Here is a 16016-nt window from a genome sequence, read left to right as displayed (position 1 = left end):
CCTCATCAGAAGGCACCGCCCTCGTCGGGGTCCGCGTTTCGCGGGTGGCTGTCGAGTGCGTGCAGCACTTCGCTCTCCGACATCTGCTCTACTTCCGCCACGATCCGCTCCTCGATCACCAGGGCGAGGTCGCGCACCGTGGGATGGTCGAACAGGGCCGAGATGGGGATCTCCACGCCGAAGAGCCCGCGTATCTTGAACATCACCTGCGTGCCGAGCAGCGAGTGGCCGCCGAGCTCGAAGAAGTTGTCCTCGATCCCCACCTGGTCCAGCTTCAGGACGTCGGCCCAGATCGCCGCGAGCGCCTGCTCGGTCTCGGTGACGGGCGCCACGAACCCGCCCACGTCCGGGCGGTCGGTGGCCTCGTCCGGCAGCGCGGCGAAGTCGATCTTCCCGTTGACGGTCAGCGGCAGTTCGGTGATCTCGGTGAAGGTCGCCGGGACCATGAACTCCGGCAGCCGCCCGGACGCGTACTCCCGCAGTTCCCCGGCCGCGGGGATGCCCGCGCCGGGATCGGCGGGCACCAGCCAGGCGGCCAGCCGGGCCTCCGCCTGCTCCCCGGTCGTCGCCACCACCGCGGCGCCCACGTCCGGATGCGCGGCGAGGACCGCTTCGACCTCGCCCGGTTCCACCCGGAACCCGCGCACCTTCACCTGCTCGTCCACGCGGCCCACGAATTCGAGCCGGCCGTCGCCGCGCCACCGGACCACGTCCCCGGTCCGGTAGAGCCGCGATCCGTCACCGGCGAACGGGTCCGCGACGAACCGCTCCGCGGTGAGCGCCGCGCGGCGCTGGTACCCGCGCGCCACTCCGGCGCCTCCGATGAACAGCTCACCGGCCACGCCCTCCGGGACCATGCCCAGGCTCGCGTCCAGCACGTGCACCCGGACGCCCGGCGCCGGCACGCCGATCGGCACCCCGCGCGGGCCGTTCGGCCCGGACGCCGGGCCGGTGCAGCACATGACCGTCGCCTCCGTCGGCCCGTACCCGTTGAGCACCCGCAACCCGGGGACCTGCCATCTCGCCGCGACGGCGGCGTCGAACCGGTCGCCCGCTCCGACCAGCGTCCGCAGGCCCGGCACCTGCTCCGGCGCCAGCAGCGAGAGCAGCGACACCGGCAGCACCGCCACCGCCACTCCCTCGGCCCGCAGCAGGGCCGCCAGCGCGTCCGGGGCCGTCCGCTCCCGCGCATCGGCCACCACGAGCGTCCCTCCGGCCGCGGGCACCGTCGCCAGTTCGAGGACCGAGCCGTCGAAGCCGAACGAGGCGAAGTGCAGCACCCGGACGCCGGGGGCGGCGCCGAGTTCCGGGCCGAGCCCGGCCGCCAGGTTCGCCGCGCCCTCGTGCCGGACGAGGACGCCCTTGGGCCGTCCCGTGGAACCCGACGTGTACACCAGGTACGCCAGGTCGTCGCCGCTCACCGGGACGGCGGGCGGCTCGGCCGGCATCTCCGCGATCGCCGCCCGCTCCACCGGGTCGTCGAGCGTGATCACCCGCAGCCGGCCGGCGGGCATGTCCCCGGCGGTCGCGGCCGTCGCGACCAGCACGCCGGCCCGGCTGTCCTTCAGCATGAAGGCCAGCCGGTCCGGGGGATAGTCCGGGTCGAGCGACACCCAGGCGGCGCCCGCCATCCACACCCCGGTGACCGCCGCGAACGCGTCCGCGTCCCGGCCGAGGCTCAGCGCGACCACCGATCCCCGTCCGACGCCCGCCCGGCGCAGGTAGTGCGCCAGCCGGGCCGCGCGCGCGATCAGCGCACCGTACGACAGGCACGTGCCGCCCGCGGTCACGGCCACCGCGTCCGGGGTCGCCGCGGCGCGCGCGGCGGTCAGTTCGGCGACGCCGCCGGTGGCCGGTGCCGCCGGCGCGGCGCCGGTTCCGTTGGAGAGGAGCCGCTCTCGTTCCGCCGCGGTCATCAGTGGCAGCTCCGACACCCGGGTGTCCGGGCCCGTGGCCACCGCGGCCAGAAGCACTTCGAGGTGCGCCGCCATCCGCTGGATCGTGGCGCGGTCGAAGAGCGCCGTGCCGTACTCCATCAGCCCGGTCAGGCCGTCGTCCCGCTCGACCAGGACCAGCCTCAGGTCTGCCCTGGCGATGACGCCGACCCCGAGCGCGTCGGTGCTCTCGCGCGGGCCGCGGATGAGGCCGCCGTCCGGGTGCGGCGCCTCGCGGCCGGTCTCGTCCTCGTAGTTGAACAGCACCTGGAACAGCGGGGTCCTGGACCGGTCGCGCTCGGGGGCGAGTTCGTCGACCAGCCGCTCGAACGGCAGGTCCTGGTGCGCGTACGCCTGCAGCGCCGCCGTCCGGACCCGGCCGAGCACGTCGGCGAAGGACGGATCCCCGGCCAGGTCCGCCCGCATCACCAGTGTGTTCACGAAGAAGCCGATGAGCGCCTCGGTCTCCGCCCGGTTCCGGTTGGCCACCGGCGTTCCGACCACGACGTCGTCCTGGCCGGCGTACCGGCCCAGCAGTACCGCGAACGCGGCCAGCGCGGTCATGAACATCGTCGCTCCGCCCTGCCGGGCTACCGCCCGCAGTCCGGCGGCGACCTGCGCCGGAACGGTGAAGCGGACCACGTCCCCGGCCGAGGAGCGCACCGGCGGACGGGGCCGGTCGGCGGGCAGTTCCAGGACGGGCAGCCCGGCCAGCCGCTCCCGCCAGTAGGCGAGCTGGGATTCCAGCGCCTGCCCGGACAGCCGGGTCCGCTGCCAGACCGCGAAGTCCGCGTACTGCACCGGCAGCGGTGGCAGCGGGTCCGGCTCACCGCGCCGGAGAGCCGCGTACAGCGCCTCCAGTTCGCTGCGGAGGATCAGCGCGGACCACTCGTCGCTGACCACGTGGTGCAGGGCCAGGACCAGCACGTGGTCCTGGGCGGTGACCCGGACCAGGCAGGCCCGGATCACCGGCCCGGCGGCCAGGTCGAACGGCGCGACCGCGTCGGCGGCCACCAGCGCGCGGAGGGCCTGCCGCGGGTCCGCCGCACCGGAGACGTCGGCGACGGGCAGCCGGATCGGCGACGGCGGGTCGATCACCTGGAACGGCACCCCGTCCGCGTCCGCCACCAGGCGCGTCCGCAGCACCTCATGCCGCCGGGTGATCGCCGACAGTGCCGCCCCGAGCGCCGCCACGTCCAGCTCACCGGCCAGGCCCATCGGCATCGGCGCGTTGTACTCGGCCAGCCCCGGCTCCAGCTGCCCCAGGAACCACAGCCGCTGCTGCGCGAACGACAGCGGCAGCCGCCCGTCCCGCGGCACCGGGACCACGGCGGGGACGGCGACGCGGTCGGCGCCCTCAAGGGCATCCGCGAGCCCGGCCACCGTCGGGCGGTCGAACAGGGCCGCCACCGGCACCTCCGCCCCGAACACCTCCCGCACCCGCGAGACGACCTGCGTCGCCAGCAGCGAATGGCCGCCCAGCTCGAAGAAGTTGTCATCGGCGCCGACCCGCTCCACCCCGAGCACCGCCGCCCACATCTCCGCGAGCAGCTGCTGCACCGGCGACGACGCCGCGACGAACTCGCGTCCGGCCGGCCGCGACGCCTCCGGCTCCGGCAGCGCCGACCGGTCCAGCTTCCCGTTCGGCGACAGCGGCAGCGCCGCCAGCTCGGTGAACACCGACGGCACCATGAACTCCGGCAATCGCTCGGCCAGGTACGCGCGCAGCTCGCCCACCGCCGGGACGCCGGCGGCGGCGTCGGCCGGCACCAGCCAGGCGGCCACGCGCCGGTCCGCGTCCTCCCCGGTGACCGTCACCGCCACGGCCGCGACCGCCGGATGCGCGGCCAGCGCCGCCTGCACCTCGCCCAGCTCGATCCGGAACCCGCGCACCTTGACCTGGTCGTCGGTCCGGCCGAGGAACTCCAGCAGGTGATCGGCCCGCCGCCGGACCAGGTCCCCGGTCCGGTACAGCCGCTCGCCGTCCGCGCCGAACGGGTCGGCGACGAAGCGCTCCGCGGTCAGCGCGGGACGCCCGCCGTAACCGCGGGCGACCTGCGCTCCGCCGATGTACAGCTCGCCGCTCACCCCGGCGGGAACGGGGTTGAGGTGCTTGTCCAGGACGTAGGCCCGGGTCCCGCCGAGGGGGGAGCCCAGCGGGATCCCGCCGCGTTCGAGCTGCTCCGGCCGCAGCCGGGCGGCGACGACGCCGATGGTGGTCTCGGTCGGACCGTAGTGGTTCACCACCGCGCACCCGTCGGCGGCGGCCAGTATCCGCCGCGCCAGCGGTGCGGGCGTCGCCTCGCCGCCGAGCATGAGCACGCCGCGGGGCAGCAGCCGGCCGGGCTCGTCCGCGCCGGCCAGCGCGGCCAGGTGCGAGGGCACGATCTTGAGATGGTCGATGCCGCGCTCGGCCGACCAGCGGGCGAACCCGCCGGCGTCGGTGGCGTCCGCCTGCGGCAGCATCTGCACCGTTCCCCCGGTCGCCAGGCCGGTGAACAGCATGGTGTTGCCGAAGTCGGTGGCGACGGGCTGCACCAGCCCGTACCGCAGGCCGGCGCCGCCCAGCCCGGCGCGGTCCGCGACCGCGGCGACGTAGGCCACCAGGCCGCTCTGGGTGACCTGGACGCCCTTCGGCGTTCCCGTCGACCCCGAGGTGTACATGACGTAGGCGAGCCGGCTCGGCGGTGCCGGACGGACCGGCTCCAGCGTCCATGGCCCGTTGAGGGCGGGGTCGTCCATCAGGACGACCCGCAGCCGCCCGGCGGGCAGGTCCGCGGCCGTGTCGGTGGTCCCCAGCAGCATGCTGGCCCGGCTGTCGGCCAGCATGAACGCGAGCCGCTGGACGGGATGGCCGCCGTCGAGCGGCAGGTACGCGCCGCCGGCCAGCCACACCGCGAGGATGGCCACCGCCAGGTCCGGCCCGGGGTCCAGGCAGACTCCGACGACGACCTCCGGGCCCGCTCCTTGCAGCCGGAGGTACGCGGCGAGCCGCCTCGCCCGGGCCAGCAGGGCCCCGTAGGTCAGGCACTCCGTGGCGCCGGCCACCGCGACCGCGTCGGGACGTTCCGCCGCGCGGGCCGCGATCAGCTCGGCCAGCCCGCCCGCCGCGGACGCGGCAGACGCGTCGGCCGGGGCGGCCGGGGCGGCGTCCTGCCCGGCGACCAGCTCGGCGTGCTCCGTCCGGGTCAGCAGCGGCAGCCGCGACACCGGCCGTCCCGCGTCGGCCGAGATCGCCGCGAGCAGCGTTCCCAGGTGCCCGGTCATCCGCTCCGCCGTCGCCGCGTCGAACAGGGCGGTGCTGTAGTGGAGCTCGCCGGTGAGGCCACCGCCGGCTCGTTCGGCGAGGATCAGCCGCAGGTCGAACTTGGCCGTCACGTCCGGGGCGGCGCCGTCGTTCCGCTGGCCCGGGGCTGGTTCCGCCGCTGTCGCGGTGTAGTTGAGCAGCACCTGGAACAGCGGGGTGCGGGAGCGGTCCCGTTCGGTGACCAGCTCGTCGACGAGTTGCTCGAACGGCAGGTCCTGGTGGGCGTAGGCGTCCAGAGCGGTACCCCTGACCTGCTCCAGCAACTCGGCGAAGGTCGGGTCGCCGGACAGGTCCGCGCGCATCACCAGCGTGTTCACGAAGAACCCGATCAGACCCTCGGTCTCGGCCCGATCCCGGTTCGCGACCGGAGTCCCCACCACGATGTCGTCCTGACCGGTGTACCGCCCCAGCAGGACCATGTACGCCGACAGCACCGTCATGAACATCGTCGCGCCGGCGTCCCGCGCCACCGCGCGCAGACCGTCGGCGACCTCGGGCGGAACGGTGACCTCCACCGTGTCCCCGGCGGTCGACCGCACCGGTGGACGGGGGCGGTCGGTCGGCAGGTCCAGCACCGGAGCGTCGGCCAACTGCTCCCGCCAGTAGGCCAGTTGCTCTTCCAGCACCTCGCCGGTCAGCCAGCGCCGCTGCCACACCGCGAAATCCGCGTACTGCACCGGCAACGCCGGCAGCGGATCCGGCTCACCCCGCCGGAACGCCTCGTACAGCGCGGCCAGCTCGCGCCGCAGCACCGGCCCCGACCACTCGTCGAAGACCGCATGGTGCGCCGACACGGCCAGGACGTGCTCGCCGGGAGCCTGCCGGATGAGGCAGGTCCGCAGCAGCGGCCCGGCCGCCAGGTCGAACGGCTCCATCGCCACCGCGGCCAGCAGCGTTCTCGCCGCGCGGAACGGGTCCGTCGCGCCGGACACGTCGGCCACCGGCAGCGGGAGCCGGGCCGGCGGGTCGATCACCTGGCAGGGCACGCCGTCGTCACCGGCCACCAGCCGCGTCCGCAGCACCTCGTGCCGCGCGGCGAGCGCCGACAGCGCCGCGCCGAGCGCCGCCACGTCCAGGTCCCCGCCCAGCCGGACGGGCATCGCGACCACGTACTCGACGGACCCCGGCTCCATCTGGTCGAGGAACCACAGCCGCTGCTGACCGAACGAGAGCGGTATCCGCCGCTCCCGGCCCACCGGCACGACCGGCGGCGCCGCCGCGCCGGCGGCGGTCCGCTCGAGCGCCTCGGCCAGCTCCGCCACGGTCGGGTGATCGAACAGCGCGGCGACCGGCAGGTCCGCTCCGAACACCTCCCGCACCCGCGAGATCACCTGGATCGCCAGCAGCGAGTGCCCGCCCAGCTCGAAGAAGTCGTCCGCGATCCCGACCGTGCCGGTGCCGAGCACCCGGGCCCAGACCTCCGCCAGCAGCCGCTCGGTCTCCGTGCGCGGCTCCTGCGGAGCGCCGAGACCGGACCGGTCCGCCGCGGGCGCGGGCAGCGCCGCCCGGTCCACCTTGCCGTTCGGGGTGAGCGGCACGGCGGGCAGCGGCACGAAGACGGCGGGGATCATGAACTCCGGCAGCCGCTGGCGGAGGTATCCCCGCAGGTCACCGGTCGACGGCAGGTCCTCGTCCGGGTCATCGGGCACCACGTAGGCGGTGAGCCGCCGGTCTCCCGGCACGTCCTCGCGGACCAGGAGAACGGCATCGCGGATCGAGTAGTGGTCCTTGAGCGCCGCTTCGATCTCCTCCAGCTCGATCCGCACTCCGCGGAGCTTGACCTGGTCATCGGCCCGGCCGAGGAACTCGATGACGCCGCCCGCCAGCCACCGCACCTTGTCGCCGCTGCGGTACACCCGCGAGCCGTCCGCGCGGAACGGGTCCGCCACGAACCGCTCCGCGGTCAGCGCCGGCCTGCCGTAGTAGCCCCGCGCCAGCCCGGCGCCGCCGATGTGCAACTCCCCGGGGACGCCGATCGGCGCGAGGGCGCCGTCCGCCGCCAGCACGTACAGGCGGGTGTTGTCGACCGGCCGCCCGATCGGGAGCCGGCCCTGCGCGCGGTCCTCCCACGGCTGGGTGTACGAGGTGACGTCGATGGTGGCCTCGGTCGGCCCGTACACGTTGTGCACCGGGACGGGAAGCCGGTCCGCGAACTCGGCCACGACCTCGCCGAGCAGCTGCTCGCCGCCGCAGACCACCTGCCGCACCGCCGTGCACCGGGCCAGCTCCGGATGCCCGGCGATCATCTTCAGCACGGTCGGGACGAGGGCGAGCAGCGTCGCCGCTCCCCGGGCGGCCACGCCGAGCAGCCGGCCGGTGTCGGCGGACGTGACGGACGGCGGCATGACGACCAGCGACCCGCCGGCGGCCAGCGCCGGGTACAGCTCGATGCCGAACGCGTCGAAGCTCGGCGACGACGAGACGAGCACGCGGTCGGCGGACGTGATCGAGAACCGCCGGTTGAACCACGCGACGTAGTTGGCCAGCGAGCGGTGCTCGACCATCGTGCCCTTCGGCCAGCCCGTCGACCCGGACGTGTAGATCACGTACGCCAGGTCCTCCGGCCGGCCGTCGGCCTCCGGTACGGGCGACGCCGGCATCGCCGCCAGCGCGGTCCGCACCGCCGGGTCGTCGAGCGCGACGGCCCGGACCCGTCCCACCGGGAGGTCGTCCACGATCCCGGCCGTGCCGAGCAGGATGGCCGAGCGGCTGTCGGCGAGCATGAACGCCAGCCGCTCCGGCGGGTAGGCGGGATCCAGCGGCAGGTAGGTGGCGCCCGCCTTCAGGACCGCCAGGATCGCCACCACCAGGTCCGGTGTGCGGTCCAGGCACAGCCCGACGACGGTCTCCGCCGCCGCCCCCAGGCCGCGCAGGTAGTGCGCCAGCCGGTTCGCCCGCTCCTCCAGATGCCCGTAGCTGAGCGTGAGGTCTTCGCAGACGACCGCCGTGGCATCGGGATTCCTCGCCGCCTGCGCCGAGACGAGCTCGTGGACGGCCGGTTCGGGGACGGCCGCCCCGGTGTCGTTCCATTCGTCCAGCAGTTGCTCCCGCTCGGGCGCGGGAAGCATCGGCAGGCGGGAGAGGTGGACGTCCTCATCGGCGGCCAAGGCGCCCAGCAGCGTCTCCAGGTGCCCGGCCATCCGCTGGATCGTGGCGGGCTCGAACAGAGCCGTGCTGTACTCCAGGCCGGCGATCAGGCCGTCATCGTCGTCGGCGAACATGAGCCGCAGGTCGTACCGGGCGACGGTGCCGGCCTGGACGTCGTCGGGCGAGAAGGCGGTGCGCCCGCCCGGGCCGTCGCCGTTCCCGTCCTGGTCGCGGCCGGCGGCGAAGTAGTTGAACAGCGCCTGGAAGAGCGGGGTGCGGGACCTGTCCCGATCGGTCACCAGCGCCGTCACCAGCTGGTCGAAGGGCAGCTCCTGATGCGCGTACGCCTCCAGGGCCACCCGCCGGACCCGTCCCAGGAGCTCGGTGAAGGCCGGGTCGCCCGACACGTCCACGCGCAGCACGATGTCGTTGACGAAGAAGCCGATCAGGTCCTCGGTCTCGGCCCGGCTCCGGTTCGCCACGGGCGTCCCCGCCGCCACGTCGTCCTGGCCGGTGTAGCGGCTCAGCAGCACGGTGACGACCGCGAACAACGTCATGAACATGGTGGCGTCGTTCGCCGCGGCCAGCTCGCGCAACCGTCCGGCGGTGCTCGCCGGGACGCGGAACTCGACCACCGCACCCGCCGCCGCGGCGCGGACCGGAGGGCGCGGACGGTCGGTGGGCAGCTCGAGCACCGGGACGCCGGCGAGCTGCCGTCCCCAGTACTCGTGCAGCCCGTCGAGCACCTCCCCCGCCAGCCACCGCCGCTGCCAGGCGGCGAAGTCGGCGTACTGCACCGGGAGCGGCGGCAGCGGGTCCGGCGCGCCGGCCGCGGCCGCGTCGTACAGCGCCGACAGCTCGCGGCGCAGGATCCGCCAGGACCACTCGTCGTTGACGACGTGGTGCGCCGTCAGCACGAGCACGTGGTCATCGGGTGCCAGCCGGATCAGGCAGGCACGGATCGGCCGTCCGGCCGCCAGGTCGAAGGGGGCCGCCACGTCCGCGGCCACCAGCGCCTCGACCGCCCGCCTCGGGTGTGCCGCGCCGGACACGTCGACGACGGGCAGCGGGAAGGGGGCCGGTGGGTCGATGACCTGGTACGGGACGCCGTCCTGGCCGGCGAGCAGCCTGGTGCGCAGCACTTCGTGCCGCCGCGTCACCGCCGACAGCGCCGCTTGCAGCGCAGCGGCGTCCACCGCCGCCGGCAACCGCAGCGGCATCGGCACGTTGTACTCGACCGACCCGGGTTCGAGCTGGTCGGCGAACCAGAGCCGCTGCTGGCCGAAGGACAGCGGAAGCCGCTGATCGCGCGGCACCGGGACCACCGGCGGGACCGCCGTCCCGGTGGTGGTCTCCTCGATGACGGCGGCGAACCGGCGGATGGTGGGCTGCTCGAAAATGGCGGCGACCTTGATGTCGACGCCGAACACCTCGCGCACGCGGGTGATGATCTGGACGAGCAGGAGCGAGTTCCCGCCCAGTTCGAAGAGGCTGTCGGTGGCGCTGATCGGGCTGACGCCGAGCACCTGCTCCCAGATCCCCGCCAGAAGTTCTTCCAGCTCGCCGCGCGGCGAGCTGTGGCCATCGGATCCGGACGGGGCCGCGTCCGGCGCGGGCAGCGCCGCGCGGTCCAGCTTTCCGCTGCGGGTCAGCGGGAACCGGGCGATCTCGGTGAAGTGGGCGGGGACCATGAATTCGGGCAGCTGGGTCCCGGCGAATTCACGGAGCGCGGCGGACGTGGGAATGCCGGCGTCCGGGTCGGCGGGGACCAGCCACGCTGCCAAGCGCGGATCCCCTTGGCCTTCGGTGACGGCTACTGCGGCGGCGCTGATGTCGGGGTGGGCGGTCAGTACGGCCTCGACCTCACCGGGCTCGATCCGGAACCCGCGCAGCTTGACCTGCTCATCGATCCGGCCGAGGAACTCCAGCACGCCGTCCGGACGCCACCGTGCCCGGTCGCCCGAGCGGTACAACCGCGACCCGTCACCCGCCAGCGGATCGGCGACGAACCGCTCGGCGGTCAGCGCCGCACGCCCCGCATAACCCCACGCCAACCCCGCACCACCGATGAACAACTCACCCGCCACACCCATCGGCACCGGACTCAAGCGCTCGTCCAGCACGTGCACCCGCACGCCCGGTAGCGGTGTGCCGATCGGCACCACACTCGCGGTCGGATCCACCGGCCTGGCGGTCGCGCACACTGATGCTTCGGTCGGTCCGTAGGCGTTCACCACCACGCACTGCTCGGCCCACCGGGCCACCACCTGCTCATCGACCCGCTCGCCCGCCAACACCAACGTCGCCAAACCCGCGAACTCCGCCGGATCGACCACACGCGCCACCGACGGCGGCAACGTCACCACACCCACACCCGCCGCAGCCAAGAGCCGCCCCAACCGCGCGGTGTCCACCCGCTCGGGTTCATCCACAATCACCAGACGCCCACCGTGCCCGAGCGTCACCCACACCTCCGACACCGCCGCGTCGAAGCTGAACGAGGCGAACCCCGCCACCACCACACCCGGAGTGATTCCGAACACCGGACCCTGACCCGCCACCAGATTCGCGACACCGCCGTGGCCGACCAGCACACCCTTCGGCCGACCCGTGGACCCCGACGTGTACATCACATACGCCAGGCCCTCACCAGCCGCAGCGTCACGCACCGCCGGTGCAGACGAAAGAGCCGCCGCCGTCGCCGGGTCGTCCAAGACCACCCGCTCCAGACCAGACGACACCGTCCCGAGCACAGCCACCGACTCCGCCGTCCCCACCACAACACCGGCACCACTGTCGGCGAGCATGAAACCCAGCCGATCCGCCGGATACCCCGGGTCCAACGGCACATACGCCGCACCCGCCAACCACACCCCCAGTACGCCAACCACCATCTCCACACCGCGCGGCACACACAGACCCACCACCGACCCCGCACCGACACCCAGCCCCTGCAAATAGCCCGCTAACCGCTCCGCACGCCTCACCAGCCGCTCGTAAGTCACGCTTACGTCCCCGACCACCACCGCCACCGCATCGGCCTGCGCTCCGGCATGGCCTAGGACCAGATCCGCCACGCCGTCGATGTCACCGGCCGCACCGCTCTCCGCGCCGACGCCCCAGCCCAGTAACTCCTCGCGCTCTTCCAGGGACACCATCGGCAATTCCGACAGGCGGCGTCCGCCGCCATCTTCGGCAATGCCCTCCAGCAGCACCCCTAAATGGCCCATCAATCGCGCCACGGTTTCGGCGTCGAAAAGGGCAGTGCTGTACTGGACCCCCGCCACCAAGTCGCCGCCGGGCCCTTCGCCGACCGTTACCACCACGTCGGTCCGCACCGGCAATCCGCCCGTCTCGCCGGCCCAGCGCATCATGCTCTCGTCGGCGACGGTCTCGCCGGCCGTGTAGCCGACGACCACCTGGAAGAGGGGGGTGCGGGACTGGTCCCGTTCAGTGACCAGCTCGTCCACCAGCTGCTCGAACGGCAGATCCTGGTTCGCGTACGCCGCCAACGCCACCTGCCGCACCTGCCGCAGCAACCCACCGAACGACGGATCACCCGACAGATCCGCCCGCATCACCAACGTGTTCACAAAGAACCCGATCAGACCCTCGGTCTCGGCCCGATCCCGGTTCGCCACCGGCGTCCCCACCACCACATCGTCCTGGCCCGCATACCGCCCCAGCAGCACCATGAACGCCGACAGCACCGTCATGAACATGCTCGCGCCGCCCTCGCGCGCCACCCCACGCAGACCGTCGGCCACCGTCGCGGGGAAGGTGAAAGCCTCGAACGAGCCCGTGGTGGACCGCACCGGCGGCCGCGGCCGGTCAGTCGGCAGGTCCAGCACCGGGACGTCCGCCAGCTGCTCGCGCCAGTACGCCAACTGCCCTTCCAGCACCTCGCCGGTCAGCCATTGACGCTGCCACACCGCGAAATCCGCATACTGCACCGGCAACGCCGGCAACGGATCCGCTTCACCACGCCGGAACGCCTCATACAGCGCCGCCAGCTCACGCCGGAAAATCCCCGCCGACCATTCATCGAAGACGATGTGATGCACAGCCAGCACCAGCACGTGGTCGTCGCCAGCGAGCCTCGCCAGACATCCCCGCACCAGCGGCCCGGCCGCCAGGTCGAACGGCTCCGCCGCGTCCGCCACCACCAACGCACCGGCCGCCGCCACGGGGTCCGCCGCACCGGAGACGTCGGCCACGGGCAGAGGGAACGGCGACGCCGGGTCGATCACCTGGAACGGCACCCCGTCCTCGCCCGCCACCAGCCGCGTCCGCAGCACCTCATGCCGCTCGACCAGCGCCGACAGCGCCGCTCCCAGCGCCGCCACGTCCAGCGTTCCCGGCAGCCGTACCGGCAGCGCGAGGTTGTACTCGCTGGAGCCGGGCTCCATCTGGTCGAGGAACCACAGCCGCTGCTGGGCGAACGAGAGCGGCAGGGGCGCGTCCCTGGTCCCGTTCGTCACCGGTGGCAGCACGGTGCCGGACGCGACCTCGCCGATCGACCTGGCCAGGCTGCGGACGGTCGGCCGGTCGAACAGCAGCGACAGCGGGATCTCCACCCCGAACACGGCGCGGATCCGGGAGATGACCCGCGTCGCCAGCAGGGAGTGGCCGCCCAGTTCGAAGAATCCGTCGCCGGCGCCGACGCGGTCCACGCCGAGAACCTCGGACCAGATCCCCGCGAGCAGTTCCTCGGCCGGAGTGGCGGGGGCGATGGACGCGCCCAGGTTCGGCCTTTCCGCGGCCGGGGCGGGCAGCGCCGCCCGGTCGACCTTGCCGCTGGGCGTCAGCGGCAACGACGGCAGCCAAGTGAACACCGAGGGGACCATGAACTCCGGCAGCCGGGCCGTGAGGAAGGCCCGCAGTTCGCCCGCGTCCGGCGTCGCGGTTCCCGCCCCGGCCGGCACCAGCCAGGCCGCCAGCCGCGCCTCGTCCTGGTCTCCGGCCGTCGCCACGACCGCCGCGCCGACCGCGGGGTGAGCCGCCAGGGCGGCCTCGACCTCTCCGGGTTCCACCCGGAAGCCGCGGACCTTGATCTGGTCGTCGGCCCGGCCGACGAATTCCAACCGCCCGTCGGGCCGCCACCGGACCAGGTCTCCGGTCCGGTACATCCGCTCGCCGGGGCCGCCGAAGGGGCCGGCCACGAACCGCTCGGCCGTCAGGGCCGCCCGGTTCAGGTAGCCCCGCGCCAGCCCCGCGCCCGACACGTACAGTTCGCCCGCGACCCCGGCCGGAACGAGCCGCAGCGAGCCGTCCAGGACGAACACCCGCAGGTCCGGGATGGGCTCGCCGATGACGCTCGACGCGCCGTCGGACGTCCCGTCGACGACGTGCCTGGTGACGTGCACCGTCGTTTCGGTGATGCCGTACATGTTGACCAGTTCCGGGCGGTCCGGGGCGGCCCGCAGCCAGCGGGCGGCCCGGGCGCCGTCCAGCGCCTCGCCTCCGAAGATCACGTACCGGACGGCGAGCCCGCCGCCGTCGTCCCACGGGCCCATGAGCTGGTAGAACGCCGAGGGTGTCTGGTTCAGGACGGTCACCCGTTCGGCGGCGAGCAGCGACCGGAACGTGCCGGGCGACCGGGCGACCAGGTAGGGGACGACGACCAGCCGGCCGCCGGTGAGCAGCGAGCCCCAGATCTCCCATACCGAGAAGTCGAAGGCGTAGGAGTGGAAGAAGGTCCACACGTCCTGCGGCCCGAACCCGAACCACGCGTCCGTCGCGGCGAGCAGCCGGACCACGTTCCGGTGCTCGACGACGACGCCCTTCGGGCGCCCGGTGGAGCCGGACGTGTAGATCACATACGCCGGGTCCTCCGGCCGCGTCGAGCGAGGCGACGCCTCACCCGGACCCGCGGGACCGGCTGCCGACGCCTGGACCCGCGCATCATCGAGGACCAGGGCGGGTGCGGCTCCGTCGGGCACCCGGTCGGCGAGTTCACCGGCCGAGAGGACCAGGTCCGGGGCGGCGTCGCCGAGCAGGTAGCGGATCCGCTCGGCCGGGTAGTCCGGGTCGACGGGAAGGTACGCCGCCCCCGCCTTCAGGATCGCCAGCAGCGCCACGACCAGGTCGGCGGAACGCCCGATCATCACCGCCACGAGACTTCCCGGGCCGATGCCGCGCTGCGCGAGCACCCGTGCGAGCCGGTCGGCCCGGTCGCCGAGCCCGGCATAGGTCAGCGACGTGTCCCCGGCGGTGACGGCCACCGCGTCCGGGTACCGTCGCGCGCGCTCGCTGATCAGTTCGTGGACGCCGCCCGTCACCGGGGCGGTCGGCCCGGTCCCGTTCCACGCGTGCAGCACCTGCCGCCGCTCCGCCTGGGTCAGCAGCGGCAGCTCTCCGACCTTGTGGCCCGTGTCGTGGGCCATCGCTTCGAGCAGGACGCGCAGATGCCCGGCCATCCGCTCGACGGCGTCGTCGTCGAAACGCGCGCGGTCGTACTCCAGGGTCATCGCGGAGGCTCGCGCGGTTCCGGCGGAAGCGACGAGCCCCTGTTCGTTCCGTTGCCAGAAGAGGTTCCACTGTGTGCGCAGGCCCTCGTCCTGGACATCGTCCTGTCCCTGGCGGAGCGCGTCGACGGGGTAGTCCTCGAAGGCGAACAACGTCGAGAACAGCGGCCGGCCGGCCGGGATGCCGCAGCACGCCTGGATCTCCGGCAGCGGCGTGTGCTCGAACTCGCGTGCCCGCGCCTGCTCCTCCTGCAGCGTCCGCAGCCATGCGTCGACCGGTTCGCCCCGCGCCACCCGGACCCGTGCCGGAGTCGTGTTGATCAGGAGCCCGACCATCGACTCCATCCCGTCGACCTGGTCTCCGCGCCCCGACGACGTCACTCCGAACACGACGTCGTCCGTGCTCCCGTACACGCTAATCAGGACGGCCCACGCCCCCTGCATGACCGTGTTGACGGTGACCCGCCAGCGGCGTGCGGTGGCGTCGAGCTCCCGCAGCACGTCGGGACCGAGCCGCACATGCCGCTCTCCCTGCCCGTCCTTCCCGGTCGCTCCTTCCACGCCCAGCGCCGTGGTCTCCCGCACGCCCGCCAGCCGCTGCCGCCAGAACGCCGCCGCCGCTTCCGGATCCTGGCCGGCCAGCCATGCGACGAAGTCGCGGAACGGCCTCCGGGGCGGACCGTCCGGCACGGCGGCCCCCGCCGCGAGCGCGCGGTACGCCTGCAGGACGTCTCCCAGCACGATCGGCCGGCTCCACCCGTCCATCACCAGGTGGTGCATGCTCACGACCAGCTGGTGACGCTGCGGGCCGAGGACCAGCAACGCCACCCGGACCAGCGAGGGCGCGCCGAAGTCGGCGCCGCGCACGCGGTCCTCGGCCAGGAACTCCTCGACCGCCCGGGCCTGCGCTTCGCCGTCCCGTTCCGACAGGTCCACCACCTGCCAGGGCAGATCGACATGCCGGGACACGACCGCCACGGGGGCCGCCACCCGCTCCCACACCACGCCCGACCGCAGCACCGGATGCCGCGCGAACGCCGCCTCCCACGCCTGCCGCAGGAGCCCGGCGTCCAGCTCTCCTTCCAGCAGCAGCCCGGTCTGCGTCCAGTACATTCCGCCGTCGTCCGACAACTGCGAATGCAGCAGCATCCCGTGCTGCAGGCCGGTCAGCGGGTAGATGTCCTCGATGGCACGGCCTCGAGAAACTGCCGCCATGTCGGA

The 16016-nt window shown here is 73.6% G+C and carries 1 protein-coding gene; it reads right to left on the bottom strand.

Annotated features, from left to right (window positions below; all coding sequences use genetic code 11):
- Positions 1 to 5: 5 nt before the first annotated feature.
- Complete coding sequence (locus tag amrb99_RS20375) at positions 6 to 16010, bottom strand: non-ribosomal peptide synthase/polyketide synthase (RefSeq protein ID WP_190858210.1); 16005 nt, start codon at positions 16008 to 16010, stop codon at positions 6 to 8.
- Positions 16011 to 16016: the final 6 nt, after the last annotated feature.

The organism is Actinomadura sp. RB99 (assembly GCF_014706005.1).
Lineage (GTDB): Bacteria > Actinomycetota > Actinomycetes > Streptosporangiales > Streptosporangiaceae > Spirillospora.
The sequence above is the reverse complement of the archived record's forward strand: the minus strand, read 5'-3'. Positions and strand labels throughout refer to the sequence as shown.

Excerpts from the sequence above, each read along its gene's own strand:
- amrb99_RS20375 (WP_190858210.1), bottom strand. The coding sequence starts at position 16,010 with ATGGCGGCAGTTTCTCGAGGCCGTGCCATCGAGGACATCTACCCGCTG.